Genomic DNA, 24,987 nt, shown 5'->3' with positions numbered 1-24,987 from the left:
ATGAAGATAAAAGCAATAGAAACCTTTGTCTTAAAAGATGAGTTACAACAAAGTTTTTTCTTTTCACAATGGGAGTATTCTGAAAGATGTATTTGTGTTGTTAAAGTAACAGCAGAAGATGGTACCTATGGTTGGGGGGAAGGATATGGACCAGCAAAATTAGTAGAAGCTGGTATTGATTTATTAAAACCGATGGTAATAGGTCTAAACCCTCTTGAGAATGAAGTTATTTGGAATAAAATGTATCGTAAAACTCTTGACTTTGCTAGAAGAGGTACTTTAATGGCGTCAATAAGCGCATTAGATATTGCTATTTGGGACTTAAAAGGTAAGCTTTTAGGACTTCCAATTTCTACACTATTGGGTGGGGCACATAGAAATAAAATTAAGCCTTATGCTACAGGTTTGTATTTTACAGATCACAATGATTTTTCTAAAGGTTTTGTTGAAGAAGCTAAGCTATATGTATCGCAGGGTTTTAAGGCAATGAAGATGAAAGTTGGCCTGGGAATAAAAGAAGATGTGGCTAATGTAAAATTAATACGTGAAACCATTGGAGATAATATTGAGTTAATGATAGATTCTAATCACGCATATACATTGCGAGAAGCAATTGAACTTTCAAGGAAAATCGAAAAATATGATATTAAGTGGTTTGAAGAACCAATTTCTCCAGAATTTTATGGACAGTATAATGAATTAAGACAAAAAACCAGTATTCCAATTGCAGGAGGAGAATGCGAATACTTAAGATTTGGATTTCAACAGTTGATAAAAAATAAATCGGTAGATATTTTACAACCCGATATTTGTGCATGCGGAGGCTTAACTGAGGCCAAAAGAATATCAGCATTGGCAACAACAAATGGAGTAGATTTAATTCCGCACACGTGGGGTACTTCTATCGGGCTTCATGTCGCATTGCATTTTATTTCAAATTTAGAGTCTGTACCGGGAAGAATGTACCAACCAGATTTTTTAATGGAGTTTGATCAAACAGAAAATGGACTGCGTGAGCGTCTCACTTTTCCAAAAATTAAGATGAACAATGGTATGATAGAAGTTCCTAATAGACCAGGATTAGGGATCGATGTAGATGAAGATGTTTTAAGTGAATATTCAATTAACAAGAAAGTTTTAAGAGAGGTTATATAAAATATCATTAGAAATAAATACTACGAAATTTTAGGTACAAAAAATCATATATAGACGGTGAACTATAACTGAAAATGTGTTAAAAGTATAGGTGTAATCTAAAAAAGAAAAAAACTGTCTTTGTACCCTTTTTAAAATTCAATATCTTGCTGATTTGATATAATAGTCTTAAGTCATTTAGGTCTTAAATTTTAATGAGACAATTAATTTACATAATAAATATTGAATCTGTATGCATGCCCTCAAAATAAGTATTTTCTTTTTTTTAAGTAGTGCCTTTATTGGTAATCTGGCTATCGCTCAACAAAATGATTGGGAAAACGAATTAATGTTCGAGCAAAATAAGTTGCGTTCTCGCGTACCAAGTTATTCCTTTGTTAATCATCAAGATGCCTTAATAGGTAACAGGGAAACTTCCAGAATGCAGTCTTTAAATGGCCTCTGGCAGTTTAATTTTGTAGAGAAATCGTCTGAAAGACCACAAGATTTTATTACTAAAGATTTTGAAGGAAACTCAAAAGAATGGAAAAAGATACCAGTGCCTTCAAATTGGGAACTTCAAGGCTATGGACAACCTATTTACAGTAATATCATTTATCCTTTTACGCCAAATATTCAAAATGGAGGCAAACGAAATTTTAGTTATTTAGGGCCACATCCGCCTCAATTTCCTTATATAGAAAGATATAGAGACAATCCTGTTGGTAGTTATTATAGAGACTTTACTGTTCCTGAAGCATGGGAAAACCAATCTGTTATTCTACATTTTGGAGGCGTATCGTCAGCCTTTTATGTTTGGGTAAATGGAAAGAAAGTGGGTTACAGTCAAGGTAGTCGATTAGCAGCAGAATTTGATATAACCGATTTTATTTCAGCAGGAAAAAACCGAGTTGCTGTTCAAGTATTTCGTTGGAGTGATGGTAGCTATTTAGAAGATCAGGATATGTGGAGATTAAGTGGTATTCACAGAGAGGTTTTACTCTTAGCACAACCTAAAATAGCACTTAACGATATGTTTGTGCGTACTAAATTTGATAAAGATTTAGAAGATGCCAAACTAGAAATCCGCCCGTATTTGTGGATGAAAGGAGACGAAGACCAATTGAAAAACTGGACAATTTCAGCACAACTTTATGACGCCACAGGGAATAAGGTTTTAGAAGCACCAATGTCTTGCAGTATAGAAGATGTGCATTTTGAACGATGGCCACAACGTGATATTAATAAATTTGCTTTTTTGGAAGCCCAAATAAAACAACCAAATAAATGGTCGGTAGAGAACCCTTATCTATATACTTTAGTATTCGATGTTAAAAATCCAAAAGGAGAAATTGTAGAATCCCGAAGTCAAAAAATTGGATTTAGAACGGTGTCCTTCAGTAAGGAAAGTGAACTTCTTATTAATGGAAAAGTAACTAAAATTAAAGGAGTAAACCGTCACGATCACCATCCAATTCGAGGAAAAGCGCTTACTAGGGCAGATATGGAAGCTGACGTAAAATTGCTAAAGCAGTTCAATTTTAATGCCGTAAGAACATCACATTACCCCAATGACCCATATTTCTATGATTTATGCGACAAATATGGTATTTACGTCATGGATGAAGCTAATATTGAAACACATCATTTAGGCAGTTATGCACCACAACAACCAAGTTTGTCAATCCCAATATTAAGTAGAGTAATGCGGATGGTAGACAGAGATAAAAATCATCCAAGTATTATTTCGTGGTCTTTAGGTAATGAGGCTGGTACTGGACCTGCCTTTGCTGCTGCAGCTGCTTGGGCAAAAGATTATGACTCTTCACGTTTTATGCATTATGAAGGCGCACAAGGTAAACCTACACATCCAGAATACAAGGAAGGTGTTGAAGGACAAAAGGTATTTAGAGGAAAAGCCCATGCAAATCCTGATGATCCTGATTATGTAGATGTTTTGAGTAGAATGTATCCTGAAATCTACCAACTTAAAGCAATGTCTGAGAGTAAATACATTAATAGGCCAATTATTATGTGTGAATATGCACATGCCATGGGGAATTCTATTGGTGGTTTAGGCGACTATTGGGATTTAATTAATTCTAAAAAGAACTTAATTGGTGGTTTTATTTGGGATATGATAGATCAAGGATTAGAAACGACGACTAAAAAAGGTGATAAATTCTATGCCTATGGCGGAGATTTTGGAGACATTCCAAATGATAAAAATTTCTGTATTAATGGTGTGTTTTCTCCAGATAGGAAAGCGAATCCACATGCGTGGGAAGTGAAATATATTCACCAACCCTTTAATTTTGAAGCAGTAGATGTTAAAAATGGAAAGCTCAAAGCCATAAATCATTTAAATGAAACCAATCTCAATGCTTATCAAGTAAGGTGGGTAGTTTCTAAGAATGGAAACGAAATACAGTCAGGAATTTTAAATAACATTAATGTTGAACCTAATACCTCTTCTGAAATAACTATTCCTTTTAAAAAGATAAATTTTAAAGATGATTCCGATTACTGGATTAACATTTCTGTTCATGAAAAGGAAAATCGTCTTTGGGCAGGTAAAGGTTTTGAGATTGCAAAGGATCAAATACTTCTGAAAGCGAGTCAAGTCACTAAGGGATATAAATCAATATCAAAAGCTAAGGTTTTAATAAAAGAATCAGAACATTCAATTGAAGTTTCAGGCCAAGGTTTTTCGGCTTTAATTTCAAAGTTAAATGGTGAGTTGAGTTCCTTTAAAACCAATAATCAAGAGCAAATAGCTTCGCCCTTAAAACCTGACTTTTTCCGCCCTCCAATAGATAATGATTTACGTGGTGCAAGCAGTAGATCATTTAGAAAATCAAGAGAATATTGGGAATTTTTAGCCGATAAATTAAAGACAGAATCTATAAATATAGAGAATAAACAAGAAAATGATGTCGTAGTCAAAGTCACTAAATCATTTAATGAAGAAGTTAAATTACAAATTGACTATCGTTTTTTAAGTGATGGAAGATTGATTGTAAAAATGGTTATGGATGCAGATGCATCTTTGCCAGGGTTAGTAAAATTTGGAATGACATTAGGAGTGCCTAAAAATTATTCCAAAACAGCTTTCTATGGAAAAGGGCCGTGGGAAAATTATATAGACAGAAAGCGAGGTACTATTGTAGATGAATATATTTTTAACACAGACGATTTATTTACCAATTACATCTTTCCACAGGAAAATGGTAATCGTTCTGAGGTAAAATGGTTGAAACTTTCTGAAAATAAAAAAAACAACATAGTAATTCAAGGTTCGCCAGAATTTGGATTTTCAATATGGCCTTATTCGGCTAAAAATATTCAGGATGCTAAGCACCCTTATGATTTGAAACCTCAAGGATTTTATACCTTAAACCTGAATTTGGTTCAAATGAGTGTTGGTGGCACGCTTTCTGAAACTTTACCACAGTATATTATTCCTTCTGGAAAATATCAATTAGAATTTATAATAGAATGAAAATATTAAATATTCATATAACATTTTTTGCATTAGTTCTGTTATTATGTTCTTGTAAAACAGTTGGGCAGGTAGACTTTAAAGCGAAATTAAAGGTTCCTTTTGTAAGTTTCAATGCGAATCACAACATTACCAAAGTTAAAATAGCTCATTTTTCTGGTAAGGATTATATCATAGGTAATACTTACGAAGGTAGTATTATAGCTATGGACTACTTAGGGAATATACTTTGGGAAGAAAGCTTCTCAGGAGGCATCATGAATCATGAGATTTGGGTAGAGGACATTAATTTAGATGGCAATGATGAAGTACTTGCTGCAAATGCTAACGGAACACTTTATTGTTTAAGTGCTGAAGGAAAATTACTTTGGAAATTTAAACAAAATGATGTACCGCTGCTTTCCGTTTGTGTTATTCATCAAAAAGGAGAAAAAGCTCCTTATATAGCTACTGGCGGAAATGACCAAAACTTATATTATGTTTCAAATAAAGGTGAATTACTTAAAACGATACCATCTATAAGTTATAAAACCACTGTTAAGCCTAACAAAGTTTGGATTGATGATGGTACATTACCAAAAAACGTACATACCGTTAATTTTTTGAGACCGATGCCCCAAGAAGACGGCTCAGATATTTTGGCCTTGGAAGGTATTGTTTCTAATACAGATACCAACAGAGAGATGTTTTATTTTGAACCTATGAAACCTAAACCTTTTGACTCTCATAAGTTTAGGTTTGGTCCTGTAGGTGACTCAAAAGTAAGAAATATACCTGGTGTTGGCAAGAATATATTCATCCTGGGCTTTTCAGGTATAAAACCAGGAAATCATATAGGTATTTACAATCCTAAAACAAAAAAAATAAAAATTTTTGATTTAAACACTATGAAGCCTAAAAATGGCTTTGGTTACAGAGTTACTCAAATTGAAATGATTCCTAAAGGAGATAGCTTTCAATACTTTGTTTTGATGGGAGAACGTGTTTACCTTATCCCTCCTTCATTTAATCCAGAAAAAACAGAATTGTTAATGGGTACTTACTCATATAACGATATGGTATACGATGCCAAAAGCAATAAAATGATTTTGGCTAGTATACAAAGTGGTGGTAATCAAATTCATGTGTTAGATTTAAACACTCCTAATTGGAAAAAGGCATTTGAAGATATGAAGCCTAAAGGAACTATTGCTAACATTTTAGAGAATTCAAAACAGTTTAAAAAAGAACTATCATCCTTTAAAAAACCGAGTTGGGAAAAAGAACCTTCCAAAGTTTATATAATGTCTCCACCAAAAGGTGAAGAACTAAGGGAAAAATCAAGGCAAATAGAAAAAGAATACCCAAATGTGAAGTTTATGGGGTATGCCTATGTTCGCGGTGCTCACGAATGGGACAGATCTAATATTAAAAGCAAGACCTTGAGAGAGCAAAGAGACGGTAGACGAAATTATTCTTTGAGTAAGGAAGACGTTAGAAAACAACTCATAAAAGGATATAATAAAAATGGCCTTGTTACATGGGGTGGCCATGGTGTTGACCCTTTTATGTTTGGTGCAGAAACCATTAAATATACAGCAGAAGCCGGAAACGGAAAACTATCTATATGGATTTGGCCAGAATTAACCATATTGCACAAAGAAACTTTTGATGAGGCTTTAGATAAGCTTTTCTATCCACTTGCAGAATATGGTAAAGTACATAATAATCTAAAACTATTCATAAGATCTAAGCACCTTTTTTGGCAATCGTATATATACAAAAAAGATTGGAATAGGTTTTTATCTGGCGAATTTGCCGGTGTTTTAATCCCTTCAATGGAACAGACTCTGGATCAAACCCAAGATTTAAGTATAGCAGGCAGATTAGGATTATGGGCAAGTGGCGTATCAAATGGCTGGGGTACTCGTTATGCAAGAGATAACCCGGTTTTTATGAGAAATAGATCATTTTCTCATCAAAATTTACCTAATCATGCATTACGTCATTCTATATTTCATATATCCTATGGCTCGGTGTATGTTAACAATTTTGGTATAAAATCAAACCATTCAGACTATTATATGTCCATACTTTGGGAATTAATTGGAACTGGAGCTCTATATGTACCTAAAACATCAGAGATTTTAAGTTTTTCTCCTGTACATTTAAGTATGCTAAACCCCGATGAAAGATACATAAGAGAAGGTGGTAGTATGTCTGCAAGTATTAGGTATGACAAAGATTTTCATCCCAATAATCCATACGTGTTCAATAGAGTGAGTGGAGAATGGTCTGGAGCTGAAGTTCCTCAATGGGACTTTTCAAAGTATGCTTCAGGTGTAAAAGACAGAAGGTCCAATTTTTTGGCTCCATTCCCAAACGGTATGGTAATGATAACACCGCCTCAGTCTGGAGATCATGCTGATAAAAATGCTCCAAGAGGAAAATTAGTGGACCATTTACACCCATTTTATAAAGATAAGCTTAAAGAATTTTATACTGACGGACGTTATTATTATTCTGCTGATGGCAGAGAAAAATATAATGCAGATGAATATTACAAAGTTGTAGCGAATGAAATTCAAAAAGCATCAAAACTATTACCTATTAATGTAAAAGGAGATGTTGCTTGGATAGCAGCACAAACAGCTCCCAAACATTTACGGCTAACACTATTAGACAAAGGATATTTAAACCCAAAAGATAGAGTAGCACAAATAAAATTTAACAACGTAAATGTTAAAAAAATCACAGACATAGTATCAGGCGAAGTCATAAAGCTAAATGGAAAAACTATGGCTAAAATCAATATATCGGCAGGAATGTTTAGGTTTTTGGATGTTGAATTAAAAGAAGAGTTTAAATAAATACAGATTAAATATAAGCTTATCTAAAAAGTATTTACTTTCTAATTGTAATTGTATTAATTAAATTGAGTTTATAAAATTTGTTAAGTTGACCTCTCTGTTTAGGTTCATTTTCTTTCGTAGTCTATGTCTGGCAACATGAACACTACCAAGAGAAATACCTAAAAGGTAAGCCATTTCTTTTCCTGAAAAATTCAATTTAATCAAAGCACATAATTTTAAATCAGAAGATGATAGATTAGGCACTTTTTTCTGAAGTCTGGCATAAAATCCGATGTTCTGTTCCTTGAAACGCGTATTAAAAGCATCCCATAAACTTGTAGAACTACGCTCTATGGATTTCAATAAAGACAGAGAACGCTTATCTGGATTTGACTCTTTTATATAAGAACTTAGCTGTTTAATAACCTCTTCTTTTTCTATTAACTGAAGTGTATTTGAAGTCAACTCTTTATTCTTAATACTTAAAAGTTCATTAGAAATCTCTTGCTTTTTTTGAAACTTCAATGATCGAATTCTAGATCTTACTAAAAAAACAACAATAACTAGGATTAGCAATATTGTAAAGAAAAGTATCCTGAACCTGAGGATCTCTTCTTGGTTTTTTGCGAGCTCTAAGTTTTTGATATTAATTTGCTCATTTTTTTTTACGAGTTGCTCTTTATAAGGATTTTTCACGGTTAAAAACCCTTTATTTCTATCATTTCTAGGATTTAAATAAGCATTTCCAATAGAATTCGATTGTTGTTCATATTCATAAGCTTTATTATACTTTCCTAACTTAGACAAAACTTCTGCATAACGAGAATATAAAAAAGACCTATAAAAGGTAGTTTCTCCTATAACGCCATTAACCTTTACAAACTTTTCAAAATAGATTTCAGCTAAATTAAGCTTATTTAGCTTCAAATAAATATTAGATATTCTACCATAAACAATGAGTAAAAATCGCCTATCATCTACTCTTAATTGCACATTAGATTCAATATTTTCCAACTGAAATGCAATACTTTCAAGTAATTTTATAGCCTTATTGTAATTTTTATTCCATTCTTCTAAACTAGCTTTCTTTTCTTGAAGATAAAGATTATAAACAGCATTAGCCTTAAATTGTTTAGATAAACTATAACAAGTGTCAATATGTGCTTTTAAATAACTTTGATGCTCAATACGTTGATAATGCATAACCAAGTTATAATGGGATTGATATAAGTCAGAGATATTTAATTCCCCATTTTTATACAAACTTTTATAAAGCTTATGAGCTTTCAAAAAATAATCACCAGACTCTTCATTTTGTTTATACAAATAAGTCAACACACCTAACTCTTCATATGCTTTTGCTTTTAATAGAGAATCATCCTTAACTTCGGCTACAATAAGCGCCTCACCAGCATTGTTAAATGCTTGATTATAATTTAACCTGTAGCGTTCGTATGTACTCAAAGAAATTAGACTCTTTATTAATTGTGTGGTGTCTTTTTTAAAATTAGCCTGTTTTTTAGTTTTTTGCAATACATAAAATATAGAATCACTTGCTACATTAGACTCGATCAAACCTTCGTGGAAATGAGTTTTAAACTGTTGTGCATGTAAACTTGAAAAACATACTATGTTAAGTAGGTAAATAATTTTAAAAACAGTTATTTTTTTATTTAAATAATTGATAATAAGTTATTTAATATTGATATTAAAATTGTTAATAATATTTTATGTTAAGCTAATATAAATATAAATTTTTGTAATGTTAAGTTTATGTAATCTCTTTTATTAGGTTTGAATACATGAAAAATTTAATTTTATGAAAAATCAAATTGGATTTTATGTTGATGTGCCAAAAATATTTAAGTCTTCTATTGCTGTTTTTTGGATTAAGTAATACATACTATATTAATTCTCAAAATAAAAATCAACCCAATGTTCTACTTATTGTATTAGACGATTTAAATGATTACACAGGTTTTTTAGGTGGGCATCCACAAGTAAAAACACCGTATATGGACGCACTAGCTAAGGAGGGTACTGTTTTTACGAATGCTCATACGAATGCACCAATATGTGCCCCTTCGAGAGCAAGTTTTTTAACTGGAATTTATCCCCATGTTTCACAAAATTTTTGGTTTACAAATTGGACAGAAAATGAAGTTTTAAAAAACAGTAAATCCCTTGCTCAATTTATGGGAGACAATGGATATGATACCTATGCTACAGGTAAATTAATGCACGATAGAGTAAAATCTGAATGGCATGAATATGGAATAGCAAATACCTTCGGTCCTTACGCTTTCAATGGTAAAAAAGTTGTACCACACCCCATAATGCCAAAGGAATATTCTAACAATAAAAACGATGGACTGTTTACTTCCTTAGCCAATGTTCCAGATGTTCCTGCTAATAGTAAGTTTCCAGGATATAATGGTTGGTTTGATGTAGCTAATCGTAAACCCTTTAAATATATAAATGAAAACGATAGAGATTTACTAAATGATGAACAACATGCAAAATGGGTAGTCGAAAAAATTAAGGCTTTAGAAAAAACAGCATCCAATAATCCATTCTTTATGGCTGTAGGTTTTGTGCGTCCTCACACTCCTTTAGTAGCACCTCAAAAGTATTTTGATATGTATCCGTTAGAAACATTAAAAGTGCCAGTTATTAAAGAAAATGATACAGAGGATACATATTATCGTACAACATTTAAATGGACGCCACCATGGGCACAACATTTTGAAGAATTAAAAGCATCGTATCCAACCTTGGATGAAGGATTGCGTAAATATTTACAAGCTTACTTAGCCTGTATTAGTTTCGTAGACGATCAAGTTGGTAAGGTTTTGAAAGCTCTAAAAGAGAGCCGTTTCGATGAAAACACTATAGTTATTTTAACTAGCGACCATGGGTATAATCACGGACAGAAAGAATTTTTATATAAAAATAATTTATGGGAAGAAAGCACAAGAGTTCCTCTGATAGTAAAGGCACCAGATTTGAAAATAAGCCAAGGCGTGCGTATCAACCATCCTGTTTCTTTAATTGATGTGTATCCAACCATTGCTGATTTTTCTAATATCAAATCAAGTAATTTAAAAAACGATAACGGTAAACCGTTAAGCGGTTATAGTCTAAAGCCATTCTTGGAAAATCCTGATAACCCTAAATGGAAGGGGCCTGATGTCGCTTTAACTGTCGTTAGGGGAAACTTTAAAAGTAACGAAGTTAAGGAACAAAGTTATTCAGTGAGGTCTGAGACACATAGATATATCCGTTATGTAAATGGTAAGGAGGAACTTTATGATAACGAGAAGGATCCTTATGAATGGAATAATTTAGCTTCAGACAAAAAATACAACAAAATAAAAAAGAATTTACAGCAACAAATGAATCAGTTGCTAAATATTTAAAATAGAACTAAACTAAACAAAAATGAAACTAATAAAACACGTATTAATTGTCTTATTCAGTATGGCCCTGATTGTTTCTTGTAAACAAAATAAAAAGAACACAGAAGATAAAAATATTGCACTAAATACTAGAACCAGTAAAGACCTCAATTTAGACAATAGCAAAGGAGCTATTAATACTGCAAATAGTCCACATGTTAAGCTAAAAAGCCTAAATATTGGTGATTGTCAATGGACTGATGGATTTTGGGCAGACAAATTTAAAGTAGCAGAAGAAGTTATGGTGCCTTATATGGGGGAAGTTCTTAAGGGAGATACAGGGCACGCTTTAAACAACTTCAAGGTTGCTGCTAGTTTAAAAGAAGGTAAGCATAAAGGCATGAACTGGCATGATGGCGATTTTTACAAATGGATGGAAGCTGCAACGTATATATATGCTATTAATAAAGATGAAAAAATCATTAATGAACTAGATGGTCTTATTGAAATAATTGGGAAAGCACAACAAGATAATGGATACTTACAGACTCAAATTCAACTAACAAAAGGAGAGCCTTTTTCTGAAAGAAGATACCATGAGATGTATAACAGTGGACATTTATACATTGCAGCGTGTATTTACTATAGAGTTACAGGAAAGACTAACTTTTTAGATATTGCCATTAAGCATGCAGACAACCTATATGCTACATTTCAACCACAACCAAAAGAATTAGCACGTTTTGGTTTTAATCAAGTGCAAATCATGGGGTTAGTTGAATTATACAGAACGACCAAAGACAAGCGCTATTTAGAATTAGCGGAGATTTTTATCAACATGAGGGGGAAATCTAAAGTAAAACCAGACCCAACAGTTAGATTCAATCATATTGGAGATATGACACAGGAAAGAACACCTTTAAGAAAATCTGATGAAGCTGTAGGACATGCCGTTTTAGCACTTTATTACTATGCAGGTGCTGCCGATGTATATGCTGAAACCGGAGAAAAAGCTTTGATTGATGCTTTGGACAAAATATGGAGAAATATTGTAGATAAAAAAATGTTCGTCACAGGTGCTTGTGGACAGAAACACGATGGTGGCTCTTCTAATCGCGATTTTGTACATGAAGCTTTTACTATCGATTATGAAATGCATAATGCACATGCCTATAATGAAACTTGTGCCAACTTGTGTAATGCGATGTTTAATTACAGAATGTTAGGTGTAAAGGGGGAGTCTAAACATGCTGACATTATGGAACTTGTACTATATAATAGCGCTTTATCAGGTATAAGCTTAGAAGGTAATTCTTATTTTTATACGAATCCTTTAAGAAGAACGACTGGCCATAAAATGGGAATTACAGATTACCCGGACAGAGTTCCTTATATCCCATGTTTTTGTTGTCCACCAAATTTAGTTAGAACCATTGCTAAATCTTCAGCTTGGGCATATAGTTTATCAGAAAATGGTGTGGCAGTTAACTTATATGGTGGGAATAAACTAGAAACAAAATTAATAGATGGGTCTACCATAAAACTAAAACAGGAAACAAATTACCCTTGGGATGGTAATATCAAAATCACTATGGATGAATGTAAAAAAGACCCTTTCGATATACTTTTAAGGATTCCTGATTGGGCAGGCAGTTCTAAAATAATGATCAATGGAAAAACGGCTAACACAAATGCAAAACCTGGAAACTTTGCAGTAATTAATCGTAAATGGCAAAAAGGTGATGTAATATCACTAAGCCTTCCAATGAACATCAAATTATTAGAAGGAAATCCTTTAATTGAAGAAGTAAGAAATCAAGCAACTATAAAAAGAGGACCTGTTGTTTATTGTTTAGAGTCTCCAGATTTACCAAAAAACACAGATATCCTGGATGTATATTTACCAATAAAATCAGAATTAACAGCCATTTACAAACCTGATCTATTAGGAGGTGTAACAGCAATTTCAGGAAACGTAAAGCTTCGTGAAAATGATCAAAAAGGTATGTATAGAGAACTTTCTAATTTAAAATGGAAAAATCATAAAGCCCAGTTTGTACCATACTTTGCATGGTCAAATCGAGGAGAATCAGAAATGAGTGTTTGGTTACCATTAATATTGGAATAGTGTATTCTAGAAAAATAGTAATGATATCAAATTTAAGAATCAAATAACAAGCATATGAATTATTTTAAGCTAGCCGTCTTTTTGTTTTTTTGTCTAACAATTCAAGGTTGTTCAAAAGAATCGAAAAAGCCAAAGCAACCCAACATACTATTTATGGGTATTGATGATTTAAGACCAGAATTAGGTTGTTATGGTTCTGATGTTGCAGTTAGCCCTAATTTAGATAAACTCGCAACTCAAGGGTTATTGTTTGAAAATGCGTATTGTCAACAAGCAATTTGTGGTCCCTCAAGAGCAAGTTTGTTAACAGGAATTAGACCAGAAACCAGTGGTGTTTTTCATAATTACATAAAATTTAGAGAAGTAAACCCTGATGTAGTCACACTCCCTCAGTATTTTAAGAATAATGGTTACGAAACAGTTTATGCAGGGAAAATATTTCATCATGGCGATTTGGATGATGAAAAATCGTGGAGTAGAGAACCCGCAAAAGATAGTATGACATCAAAGGGTATTAAAAAACCTGTTGGTTTTGCGCTAGAGGAGAATATGAAGGAACGCGCAGAAACAAAAAAAGCAATGGTAAAAAAATATGGAAAGGTTGCCAAGTATGGTCTTGCCATGGGACAAGCTTATGAAAGTGCAGATGTACCTGACAATACCTATAGAGATGGTTATCATACTGAATTGGCCATTGCTACTATGAAAGAAATGCTTGCTAAAGGAGAGAAACCTTTCTTCCTGGGATTAGGATTTAATAAACCACACCTTAATTGGGTAGCTCCTAAAAAATACTGGGATTTATACGACAGGGGAAAAATAAAACTATCAACGCAAACCGAAAGTCCAGAAAATGGAGCTACTATGGGGTTGCATCCATCATTTGAATTACGAGTTCGAAGTGGTATTCCTAAAAAAGGACAAATTGATGAAGAACTAGCTACTACTTTAAAGCATGCTTATTTAGCATGCGTGAGTTATGTAGATGCACAAATAGGAAAAATGATTGCTGCACTCGAAGAAGCAGGAGTTAGGGATAATACAATTATAATAGTTTGGAGTGACCATGGATGGCATTTAGGAGATATGGGTATTTGGGGTAAAGCCACTAATTATGAAATAGCGACGCGCGTACCCATGATGATTTGGACACCTGATATGCCAGAAGGAAGTCAGGGTAAAACTACCAATGCCTTGGTAGAATTAATAGATATGTACCCTACTTTAGCAGATTTAACTGGTTTGGAAATCCCTGCTCATGTTGAAGGTACAAGCTTTAAGAAGTTGATCGAAAACCCTAATGCTGATTGGAAATCTGCAGCGTTTAGTCAATTTCCGTCCCCTGCCTTAAGAGAATGGGGTGCTTTTCCTATTAGACCGGCAATGCGCGAGACCTATTTTGGACCGCTCCTTGAAGAAGTTGAAGAACGTATAATCGAACAACAAGGTGAAAAATGGGATAGAAATTTATTTGAAAATAATTTAATGGGCTATGCGATGAGAACAGAAGACTATCGTTTTATAGTTTGGAAAGACAGAACCGATCCTGAAAAAGATCCTGTTTTCATTGAGTTATATGACCACAAAACAGACCCATTTGAAACTAAAAATATAGCAGATATACATCCGAAATTAGTTGCAGAACTTATGGTTCAGTTTAATAAAGGATGGAAAGGCAATACCCCAAAAATATAAAGTCACAACTAAACTCATATTAATACATGAAAAGAAGAGAATTTTTTAAAAAAGGGACCAAAGCGGCTGTTGCTGCAGGAGTTATTCCAATGGTTACAGCATCATGCGCTGGTTCAAAAGATATGGCTTATGATAAGGTTGAAGATAAATGGTACCATTTAGGAACCGGGAAATCCGGAACCCCAAATAGAAAACAAACCGTCAGTTATGATGTTGCTGTTATTGGTGGTGGAGCCGCTGGTATTTGTGCTGCTGTCGCTGCTGCGCGTAATGGTTCTAAAACAGTATTAGTTCAAGACCGACCTGTTTTAGGTGGAAATGCATCTAGTGAAATGCGCGTTCATTTAAATGGAGTAAATAATATTAAAGGAAAAGCTGAGCGCGAAACAGGTATTATTGAAGAACTGTTACTTCTTAATCGTTTTGAAAACGAACAGGAATCATTCCCTGTTTTTGATCATGTGATGTATGATTTTGTGGTACGAGAACCTAACTTAGAGTTAATGCTAAACACACAAGCCATAGAAGCTGTGATGGATGGTGATAAAATAAAATCTGCTTTATGTTGGCAAGCCACTACTGAAATGTTATATACTATCAACGCCCCTATATTTATTGATTGTTCAGGCGATGGTTTATTAGCCGCTACGTCTGGTGCAGAATATAGAACGGGACGTGAAGGAAAAGCCGAGTTTAACGAAACTTACGCACCTGATGAACCAGATGGATGGCAAATGGGGGCTACCCTTTTAATGTCTTCAACAGATATGGGAAAACCAATGAAATACAGTCCACCGTCTTTTGCCATTAAATACACACATGAAGGTGGTCATAAAAGAAGAAAATTTGCAGGATTCCACGAAGGAATCTGGTGGATAGAAGTAGGTAGTGACGACGATATTATTGCTGATGCTGAAAAAAACAGACATAAATTAATGGGGTATTTACATGGTGTTTGGGATTATATTAAAAACTCTGGAAATTTTCCAGAAGCAGAGAATTTAGCTTTGGATTGGGTAGGTTCTTTACCAGGACGAAGAGAATCTCGTCGTTTTATAGGCGATTATATTCTCTCTGAACGTGATATGACCGAACATAAGCATTTTGAAGATGCCGTAGCTTTTGGAGGTTGGTCTCTAGATGAGCACAATCCAGGAGGTATTGAAAATATTTCGGAGCCACCTAGTTATTTCCATTATCACTTTAAGGAAGTGTATCAATTCCCTTTTAGAAGTCTATACTCTAAAAATGTTTCTAACTTAATGTTTGCAGGACGAAACGTGAGTCAAACACATATTGCCTTATCTTCTAGTAGAATTATGGCAACTTGTGCTTTACAAGGACAAGCAGTTGGAACTGCTGCAACGATCTGTAACAAAAGAAATGTGCTACCAAGAGAAGTTGGTAAAACATATATCAATGAACTGCAAGAGCAATTATTACGAGATGATGTTTTCATCCCGAAGCGACCAGCGAATGACTCAAATGATTTAGCAAAAAAAGCCAGCTTAATTTTTGGGTCTACAACATCATCAGGAGATGCTAAAAATTTAACTAATGGTATATCTAGAGATATTGATGGCAAAATAAATCATTGGAAATCTGACGGGTTATCAGCTGAAGTTCAATTAGAATGGGAATCTCCAATTTCTTTATCTAAAGTAGAATTGAAATGTGATACTAACGTAAAACGCAACATTATGATGCGTAAGGATAGTAGGAATAACGATTTATATGGAAATCATGTACCAAAAGAAATGCTAAAGGCGCTAACTTTAGAAGGGCGAGTAAATGGACAATGGACAAAACTTGGAACCATAGAAAATAATAAAACACGACTAATTAAGTTTAATTTCGATACTATAGAAACAACTGCTGTAAGAATTAAAATGACTGAAACTTATGGGGCAAAAGATGTTAAGCTTTTTGAAGTGCGCTGTTATGCTTAGAGTTGAGGAGAACTAAAAAACATTTAATTGGCATAAAATTTAAGGCTATACCTTGCACTTAAAATATGATAAACTTGCTTAAAATAGTATTGTGGATACTAATTCCCATTGTGTTGTTCAACAGTCCAAAACTGGAACAAAACACATACAAAATAGTATCTCACGAAGTAACTGTCAAACATCCAGGTGAAAAAGAGCCTGTAAAAACAATTCTTGAAGAAATTCAAAATGAAGAAGGACTACCTATTGAATATACCATGAATGTGTATTCTGTAATTTGTTTGGAGGAAGTTTGTAAAATTATACCTGTAAAACTCTATTGGAATGCCATTGGTGTATATAAAAAATATGAATTAGCAGAAGGAGAAACCCTAGAAAAATATGAAGCTGATTTGTTTGAATCCAAAGATTACATAAAACTTCAAAGTATATTAGCAAATGATGATTCTCCTTTTAAAGACGTTTATATTGATGAGATATTAACCGTTCCTGACGAGCATGGTAACGAAGATGTAGATGCCGTTTCTGGAGCAACAGCATTAGAACTTGACGAAAAAGACACCGTACCAGGAGCGGCTTTAACTTGTTTTACATTATGGCATTGGGCAAATGGAAATGTGATTTCTATAATTAAAAACCAAACCGGGTTATCAGCTTCAGATCAACAACTTCAAGACTATATTTTACACGAAAATAACGCCTATTTTCATATTGCCTTGAGAGAATTACAAAATCGGAGTCTGTACACAAAACCAGTTATTGATACTATCATAAAAAAGGCCTTAAAAGACAACACTTTACTAAGAACGGTATTTAATTATTTAAAAATAACGTCTCCAGAACTATATTTTTACGCTACAAAAAGACTATTTTTTGAAGGCGAAAAAGAACAGAAATTGGCAGCTATACAATCTTTAAGGAAAACGAATTTTGACATTCCAAGTTCATATTTAGATGGTTTCAGTTCAGAAATAAGCAAACTCAGTTCCTATCAAGAGGTCTCACTTTTATTAGGATTAATGGAAAATAAAAATCCAAATTCAAAAGTGGTTATTGAAAATGTATTTCCTTTATTAGAAACAAATATTTTAATTGCAAGGCGGTCATATTGGTTTTTAAAAAATCAAGAACTTAATCTGGAGCAAAGCAAGCAACTTCAAGCATTTTATGAAAAATATAAAAGTAGACTTTAATCTCGCAAATATACTATGATAAGTTTCTTAACCTGTATAGTCATTTTAATTCTAGGCTATTTTATTTACGGTAACTATATAGAACGAAAATTTGGAGCAGACCCTAAAAGAACAACTCCAGCTATATCAAAAGAAGATGGTGTCGATTTTGTACCACTTCCTTTAAGTAAGATTTTCTTAATTCAGTTTTTAAATATAGCCGGATTAGGTCCCATTTTTGGTGCCATTGCAGGAGCTCTATGGGGACCTGTTTCATTTTTATGGATTGTCTTCGGGTCAATATTTGCTGGTGCAGTACATGATTATTTCTCAGGAATGCTTTCTATCAGGCACGGTGGCGATAGTATTCCTGAAATTGTTGGAGAATATCTGGGTACAAGCATCAAGTATTTCATGCGAATCTTTTCTGTTGTGCTCCTTATTTTGGTTGGTGTGGTTTTCGTAAAAGGGCCTGCAACTATTCTACATGAGCTTACAGGTATGAGCACTTCAATTCTTATTTTAATCATATTTGTGTATTACTTATTGGCAACTATGATCCCTATTGATAAGCTGATTGGTAAGGTGTATCCTCTTTTTGGTATATCATTACTAATCATGGCTGTAGGTTTGTTTTTTGCGTTACTTTTTCAGGATTATACAATTCCTGAATTATCAATTCAAAATTTACAGAATATGCATGCTAATCCAGAAACCTACCCTATATTTCCGTTACTTTTTATAACCATTGCTTGTGGTGCTATTTCTGGGTTTCATTCTACACAATCTCCACTTATGGCACGTTGTATTTCCAATGAAGCTCAAGGAAAAAAAGTGTTTTTTGGAGCTATGATTACTGAAGGTATTGTGGCATTAATTTGGGCAGCAATAGCCATGGCGTTTTTTGGTGGTGTTAGAGAACTTGGAGCGACAATGGCTGAAGAAGGCCATAATGCTGCTTGGGTGGTAAATATTATATGTAACACTACTTTGGGGAAAATAGGAGGTATTCTTGCTATTTTTGGTGTAGTTGCTGCACCAATTACTTCTGGAGATACTGCTTTTAGAAGTGCTAGATTAATCATTGCAGATGCTTTTGACTTTAACCAATCTAAATTATTAAAGCGCTTTGTCATTACAATTCCAATTTTTGTTGTTGCATTGGCGATAACTCAAATAGATTTTGCTATTGTATGGCGTTATTTTGGTTGGTCTAACCAAATGCTGGCAACAGTAGTCCTTTGGGCAATCGCAGTATATGTTAAACAACAAGGCAAAACATATTGGTTTATTTTAATACCATCAGCTTTTATGTCAGGAGTAGTTACCACTTATATATTAGTAGCTCCGGAAGGGTTTAGTTTAGATTATAAATTATCTTATACAGTAGGTATAATTGTATCCATTGCGCTTTCGGTTTGGTTTTACCTTTGGAAACCAAGACCATTAAAGTAATATTTTGTGTTGATTCTGGTCTCAATTATCATGAACTTAAGATTGTAACATCTAAAAAAAGGAGAAGGCTGGGCTTAGAAAAAACTAGTGTGTTCTAAAAATAATAGTATTAATTATTAAATGATCTCTTCTATTATAAATAGAGTTAAACATAAAAACAATTTCAATTGAATTAGTGATCTTATTGATTTAAATTACTGTGGTTTTTGCTTAAAAAAAACAAGCCATTTAATGTTGATTTTATTCTTTATTTTTGGTATTGTAGGTTGTAAATCTCTTGCATTAATACGATTTAAACAGGGTAAAATAATACCAGAACATGGTAAATTTAATTGTTTTGAAAGCGTTATTATTGGCTTATTTTGAATTTCAGAGTAGTACATAAATAAGAATTTGATAATACATGGAATTTAAAGAGTTAGGTTCATAAACTATATTAAAAAGTTTAATGATATCTAGCTTCTTATAAAATAGACAATATGAAAATAAAATCAATTGAGACATTCGTATTAAAGGACAAATTGTCTAAGAGTTTTTTCTTCTCACAATGGGAATATTCCGAAAGGTGTATCTGCATAGTAAAAGTAACTGCTGAAGATGGTACTTATGGTTGGGGAGAAGGATATGGCCCAGCATCAGTATTAGAGGCAGGGATTAAGCTTTTAGAACCTTTCGTAGTAGGAGAAAATGTACTTGAAAACGAAGTTGTTTGGAATACAATGTATCGTAAAACACTTGATTTTGCTAGAAGGGGAATACTAGTGGCTTCAATGAGTGCAATTGACATAGCGGTATGGGATTTAAAAGGTAAGCTTTTAAACTTACCTATATCTACTTTGCTTGGAGGTGCTCATCGTTCAAAAGTTCGTCCTTATGCGACTGGGCTTTACTTTACAGATCATAAAAACCCAACTAAAACTTTTGAGGAAGAAGCAAAACTTTATATCTCTCAAGGTTTTAAGGCGATGAAAATGAAAGTAGGTTTAGGTATAAAAGAGGACGTGAAGAACGTTAAGCTTATGCGTGAAATTATCGGTCCGGAAATTCAATTAATGGTAGATTCTAACCACGCCTATACTTTGAGAGAGGCAACTGAACTTGCAAGAAAGATAGAACAGTATGATATCGCTTGGTTTGAAGAGCCATTATCGCCAGAATTTTATGACCAATATAGTGAGTTGAGGCAAAAAACAACCATTCCAATTTCTGGAGGGGAATGTGAATATTTACGATTTGGATTTCAACAATTAATAGCAAGCAAATCTGTAGATATCATTCAACCAGATATTTGTGCCAGTGGAGGACTTACCGAGGCAAAACGTATTGGCGCTTTGGCAAGTGCAAATGGTGTAGATCTAATTCCTCACACTTGGGGAACAGCTATTGGATTACATGTTGCCCTTCACTTTATCTCCAATATAGAATCTGTTCCTGGAAGAATGTACCAGCCAGATTTTTTAATGGAATATGACCAAACCGAAAATGGATTGAGAGACAAGCTGTGTTTTCCATCTATCGAAATGAAAGATGGCATGATAGAAGTTCCTAAAAGACCAGGACTAGGAATTGATATTGATGAAGATGTTTTGAATAAATATGCTTCCGTTCCAACAGGTAATACAGAAGAAATTCAGAAAATTTACAAAGTTAAATAGACATGTTTCTTTGGTGAAAATGAAAATTTAATGAAATTACTTTAACCTCATTCGAGAAAGAGAATTGAAAATGAAAACAGAAAATTACGGATATAAAAAACTTTACATCGATGGTGAATTAATCGATGCACATGACGGGCAAAAGGATGATGTTATTTGTCCTGCTACTGGGGAATCTATTGCTCAGGTAGCAAGAGGAGGGAAAGCAGATGCAGAATTGGCTCTTAAAGCTGCTCAGAAAGGATTTAAGTATTGGTCCAAGTTATCTCTGGCAGAACGCACTAAATGGATGCTTAAATTGCGTACAGCAATTTTAGATAAAGAGCATGAGTTGCGTACGGCAATGGTTCATGAAATGGGTAAAACCTATGCTGGTTCCCAAGAAGATATAGACAGGCTTACAGAAGCCTTAGAGTGGTATCCTAGCGCCATGCAAAATTTAAGAGAAGAACAAATCCCAGATTATGAAAATACACACACTCATAAGATGATATCGCAACCAGCGGGAGTCGTTGTTGCTTATTTAGCGTGGAATTTTCCATTGCTTAATGTTGGATATAAATTGGGACCAGCGCTAGCAGCTGGATGTTCAATAATCATTAAGCCATCAGGATATTCTCCGTTATCAACTTATATGCTTGGAGAAATTTTAAACGATATTAAATTTCCAGCAGGTGTTATAAACATACTTGCAGGTCCAAGTAGCGAAGTAGCGACTACTTTAACAACCAGTACAATTCCAGCTGTGTTAACTATGATTGGCTCAACGACAACAGGACAAAAAGTTATTGCTGATAGTACAACGTCCATTAAGAAACTTGGAATGGAATTGGGAGGTAATGCACCGTTTATCGTTTTTGAAGATGCAGATTTTGATAAAGCTGTCGATCTTGCTATTGGCTTAAAGTTTGGAAATACAGGTCAAATTTGTGTAGCTGCAAACAGGATTTTTGTTCATAAAAGTATTTATAAAAAATTCTTAGAAGCTTATGTTCAGAAAACTTCAGAATTAAAAATTGGATTTGGTATTAAGGAGAATGAAGATGTGTTTATGGGGCCTGTTGTTAGTAAGAAGGACAGAGATCGTATGTTTGATTTGGTAGATGATGCCGTTAGCAAGGGTGGTAAATTAGAATATGGAGGAAAGATTCCTGAAGGATTACCAGAAAATGGTTATTGGATGGAGCCTACAGTAGTGTCTGGAATTACTACAGATATGAAGCTTTTTAGACAGGAAACTTTTGGACCGGTTGCAGGTATTATGCCTTTCGATACGGATGATGAGGTTCTTGAATTGGCAAATGATACAGAATTTGGACTTGCATCATATATTTTCACAAACAATCATCAAAGAATTGCAAGATTTACTGAGGAATTAGAGTTTGGAGAAATACAAATAAATGGTGTTAAGTATGCTATTTATCTGCCTCATGGCGGATTCAAAAATAGTGGTATTGGCCATGATTGTTCGCATTTAGCCTTAGAAGATTACTTAGTAAAGAAACGAGTTTCTGCGGCCTTGGATTAATTGGTCGAGGACGAAACTTATTATCCCAAAACTAACATGAAAAAGAGAAAGCGATGAAAAAAGAGAAAATTACATGGAAGTTTAGCAAAGTCATGCTAATATTTAGTATAGTGTCTTTATTGTTTTATGCTTGTTCCAGTAGCGATAACGACACCATTGAAGAAGACCCTAAAGAAGAAGGACCTAAAGAAGAAGAGCCTAAGGAAGAGGAACCAAAAATTAATGATGGCTTACCATTATCTGATCAGTTAAATGAAGGTAATTGGATTTTGAATACACAAATGAGTGATGAGTTTGAAGCAGGGGCTTTAAATGAAAATAAATGGTTAATTCAAGGGCGTGATGGGGAGTACCAATCAAATTTTGTAGGTAGACCACCTTCTCAGTTTTCTACAGATAATGTAAGATTAGAAGATGGTAAATTAAAAATACAAACAAGATGGGAGCCAGATTACAATTTTTCACCTAAAACAAACCCTAATACTGGTGAGAAGTTTGAAAACATTACCACAGCCGCAGTTATAAGCAAAAGTGTTTTCAAGTTTGGTTACATGGAAATTAAATCAAAATCTGCTGATGCACAAATAACGAGTTCTTTTTGGACAACAAATGCAAAGTCAGTTAACAGTAGTGAAAGATCTGAACTTGATATGTTTGAAACGTTTGGAGGTCATAAAACAAATGCGTCATGGCGAAAAAGACTTAAGTTTAATATTATAAGCTGGGCACCGGATAATGCGTATTATCTACCTGGAGGTAATGGTCCTGTTCATTCTAGAAATATCCAAGCTGATCATGAAACAGCAAGTGATTTTCATGTATATGGTTTTGAATGGACTCCAGAATTTATAAAGGTTTATATCGATGGAGAATTACATCCAGATGGTACAATTACAAAAGCAGAACTTACCGGAAATGGTTCCGATGCCGATAGATGGGTTACAGATGTTCCTTATCACATTTGGTTTGACTCTGAGACATTTCCTTGGTTAGGCTTACCAGAAGAAGCAGATTTACCAGCAGATTATGAGATTGAATATGTAAGAGTATGGCAAAAATAATTATACATTATTGTGATTTACAAAAGAAAAATGATAGCAAAATTTAAAAGAACAGTTTTATTTACAACAATAGTAGCTCATGTGCTTATATTTTGCGCAAGCTGTAACTCTGCAAAGACATCTAAAGAGTCACCTGCATCTGCTACCGCTACATTTTTGCCATATACAGACCCGGAAAACAAAGGAGGTTGGGAATTGAATCCTCATGTAAGTGATGAGTTTGATGCTAAAGAAATTGATGAAAAAAAATGGTATATTGTCGGGAAGTTTGAAGATGGCAAACCGTTTTATAAACATCCGGATAAGCCAAATAAAAAGGTTTGGAAAGGGCGTGCACCATCTCAATTTTCAGGTAAAAATTACCGCTTAGAAGGTGGTAAGCTAATTCTTGAAACACGCTGGGAACCCGATTTTCCATTTAGCCCTGAAATTAGAAAGCCTGTTTTTGGAGAAGCAATGCCTTATGAAAACATTACTACAGCTTGTTTTATAGGACGAAATGAATTTAAATATGGCTACATAGAAATAAAAAGTAAAGCAGCAGACGGACCTATATCCAGTGCATTTTGGGCCATGGGAGAACGATTGGAGGTTGATTTTTTTGAATTGTTTGGCGGCACAGGTAATCCTAATAAAAAACATTTAGATAGTCAATTATGGTGGTCTATTAGAGATTGGAACAAACCTGTTACAGGAAAACCAACTTACACAGAAAGAAAAGACCTAGGTTTTAGAGTCGCTGATGATTTTCATATCTTTGGTATTGAGTGGAACGAAAATGGCATGAAATATTATGTGGATGGTAAATTATTTTCTGAAGTAACAGCAGAAGAAGTTACAGCTTGGGCTAAGAAAAATAGAACAAAAATAACCTTACCAGAAGATTATAATGGCTATGTAGCAGATAGGCCTATTAGCCTTTGGGTAGATCAAGAAGCTTTTCCTTGGCATGATGTGCCTAAAAGTAAAGAGGAGTTAGAAGCTAAAAGTCCAGAACACTTAAAGAATGATGGTGTTTTAGATTATGAGATAGAATATATTAGGGTTTGGCAAAAGCGATAAAAAACTTCCAACCAATAATATAGGTGTTAGTGTATAATAATTGAAAATTGAAAATTATGAAAAAAATCATTTTATTATTGTTAGTAGTTTCTTTTTCTGCAACAACTTATGGACAAAGTAAATGGCATGAAAAACAAAACGATTATTTTGTTGAGCAAGCAGGTAAAGAGTTTGGTCTTAAAAAGGACCAAAAAGAGGAGCTAAAAGAGAAAAGAATGGAAATGGTAATGAGTTTTGTGAATTCTAATAAAGCTGTGAAAAATGGCGAATTGACTAAAGAACAGCGAAAAGAAAAAACACGTGAAGCTAGTAAAAACTTCAATTCTTATTTTGCTGAGTTGGTAGGAAAGCCGTATGCAGAAATAGCACCTTTTCTGAAGAAGATGCGAGAAGAGATAAAGAATCTATAAAGTAACC

The 24,987-nt window shown here is 33.9% G+C and carries 15 protein-coding genes; 14 read left to right on the top strand and 1 reads right to left on the bottom strand.

All coding sequences use genetic code 11. The features are described from left to right. From Q4Q34_RS01655 to Q4Q34_RS01645, 3 genes are all read left to right on the top strand, one after another. On the top strand, nucleotides 1–1,155 hold the full coding sequence (locus tag Q4Q34_RS01655; RefSeq protein ID WP_303317276.1) for a mandelate racemase/muconate lactonizing enzyme family protein: 1,155 nt from the start codon (nucleotides 1–3) through the stop codon (nucleotides 1,153–1,155). 232 nt (nucleotides 1,156–1,387) lie between these two features. Continuing rightward, on the top strand, nucleotides 1,388–4,636 hold the full coding sequence (locus Q4Q34_RS01650; RefSeq protein WP_303317277.1) for a glycoside hydrolase family 2 TIM barrel-domain containing protein: 3,249 nt from the start codon (nucleotides 1,388–1,390) through the stop codon (nucleotides 4,634–4,636). Continuing rightward, nucleotides 4,633–7,485 carry a hypothetical protein gene (locus Q4Q34_RS01645; protein ID WP_303317278.1) on the top strand — a complete coding sequence of 951 codons (2,853 nt, stop codon included), beginning with the start codon at nucleotides 4,633–4,635 and terminating at the stop codon, nucleotides 7,483–7,485. The genes Q4Q34_RS01650 and Q4Q34_RS01645 overlap by 4 nt, the downstream gene beginning before the upstream one ends. Nucleotides 7,486–7,545: 60 nt before the next feature. Here the strand turns inward: Q4Q34_RS01645 and Q4Q34_RS01640 are convergent, their stop codons facing one another. After that, nucleotides 7,546–8,931, bottom strand: coding sequence for a helix-turn-helix transcriptional regulator (locus Q4Q34_RS01640; RefSeq protein ID WP_303317279.1), 1,386 nt, complete (start codon nucleotides 8,929–8,931; stop codon nucleotides 7,546–7,548). Nucleotides 8,932–9,308: 377 nt separating this feature from the next. On the opposite strand from Q4Q34_RS01640, the gene Q4Q34_RS01635 reads away from it, so the two are divergent. From Q4Q34_RS01635 to Q4Q34_RS01585, 11 genes are all read left to right on the top strand, one after another. Beyond that, nucleotides 9,309–10,886: a sulfatase gene (locus Q4Q34_RS01635; RefSeq protein WP_303317280.1), complete on the top strand. Its 1,578-nt coding sequence runs from the start codon at nucleotides 9,309–9,311 to the stop codon at nucleotides 10,884–10,886. Between the two features lie 22 nt (nucleotides 10,887–10,908). Further along, nucleotides 10,909–12,993 (top strand): glycoside hydrolase family 127 protein, encoded by a 2,085-nt coding sequence (locus tag Q4Q34_RS01630; protein ID WP_303317281.1) that lies wholly within the window; start codon nucleotides 10,909–10,911, stop codon nucleotides 12,991–12,993. A 54-nt stretch (nucleotides 12,994–13,047) separates the two neighbouring features. Continuing rightward, nucleotides 13,048–14,688, top strand: a complete 1,641-nt coding sequence (locus tag Q4Q34_RS01625; protein WP_303317282.1) for a sulfatase — start codon at nucleotides 13,048–13,050, stop codon at nucleotides 14,686–14,688. 26 nt (nucleotides 14,689–14,714) lie between these two features. Then, entirely contained in the window at nucleotides 14,715–16,637 is a 1,923-nt protein-coding gene (locus Q4Q34_RS01620) for an FAD-dependent oxidoreductase (protein ID WP_303317283.1), read from the top strand. Between the two features lie 65 nt (nucleotides 16,638–16,702). Further along, a complete protein-coding gene (locus Q4Q34_RS01615) occupies nucleotides 16,703–17,830 on the top strand; it encodes a hypothetical protein (RefSeq protein WP_303317284.1) in 1,128 nt (375 codons plus the stop codon). Between the two features lie 15 nt (nucleotides 17,831–17,845). Then, complete coding sequence (locus Q4Q34_RS01610; RefSeq protein ID WP_303317285.1) at nucleotides 17,846–19,264, top strand: carbon starvation CstA family protein; 1,419 nt, start codon at nucleotides 17,846–17,848, stop codon at nucleotides 19,262–19,264. Between the two features lie 479 nt (nucleotides 19,265–19,743). Beyond that, nucleotides 19,744–20,919 (top strand): mandelate racemase/muconate lactonizing enzyme family protein, encoded by a 1,176-nt coding sequence (locus tag Q4Q34_RS01605; RefSeq protein WP_303317286.1) that lies wholly within the window; start codon nucleotides 19,744–19,746, stop codon nucleotides 20,917–20,919. 70 nt (nucleotides 20,920–20,989) lie between these two features. Further along, a complete protein-coding gene (locus Q4Q34_RS01600; protein WP_303317287.1) occupies nucleotides 20,990–22,447 on the top strand; it encodes an NAD-dependent succinate-semialdehyde dehydrogenase in 1,458 nt (485 codons plus the stop codon). Between the two features lie 53 nt (nucleotides 22,448–22,500). Continuing rightward, the gene (locus tag Q4Q34_RS01595; protein ID WP_303317288.1) at nucleotides 22,501–23,508 is read left to right on the top strand and encodes a family 16 glycosylhydrolase; all 1,008 of its coding nucleotides are present in this window, start codon (nucleotides 22,501–22,503) and stop codon (nucleotides 23,506–23,508) included. A gap of 30 nt (nucleotides 23,509–23,538) precedes the next feature. Further along, nucleotides 23,539–24,570: a family 16 glycosylhydrolase gene (locus tag Q4Q34_RS01590; RefSeq protein WP_303317289.1), complete on the top strand. Its 1,032-nt coding sequence runs from the start codon at nucleotides 23,539–23,541 to the stop codon at nucleotides 24,568–24,570. Nucleotides 24,571–24,626: 56 nt separating this feature from the next. Then, nucleotides 24,627–24,980 (top strand): hypothetical protein, encoded by a 354-nt coding sequence (locus Q4Q34_RS01585; RefSeq protein ID WP_303317290.1) that lies wholly within the window; start codon nucleotides 24,627–24,629, stop codon nucleotides 24,978–24,980. Nucleotides 24,981–24,987 lie beyond the last annotated feature (7 nt).

Source organism: Flavivirga abyssicola (genome assembly GCF_030540775.2).
Lineage (GTDB): Bacteria > Bacteroidota > Bacteroidia > Flavobacteriales > Flavobacteriaceae > Flavivirga > Flavivirga abyssicola.
Note: the sequence above shows the minus strand (reverse complement) of the source record. Positions and strands in the feature narration are given on the sequence as shown.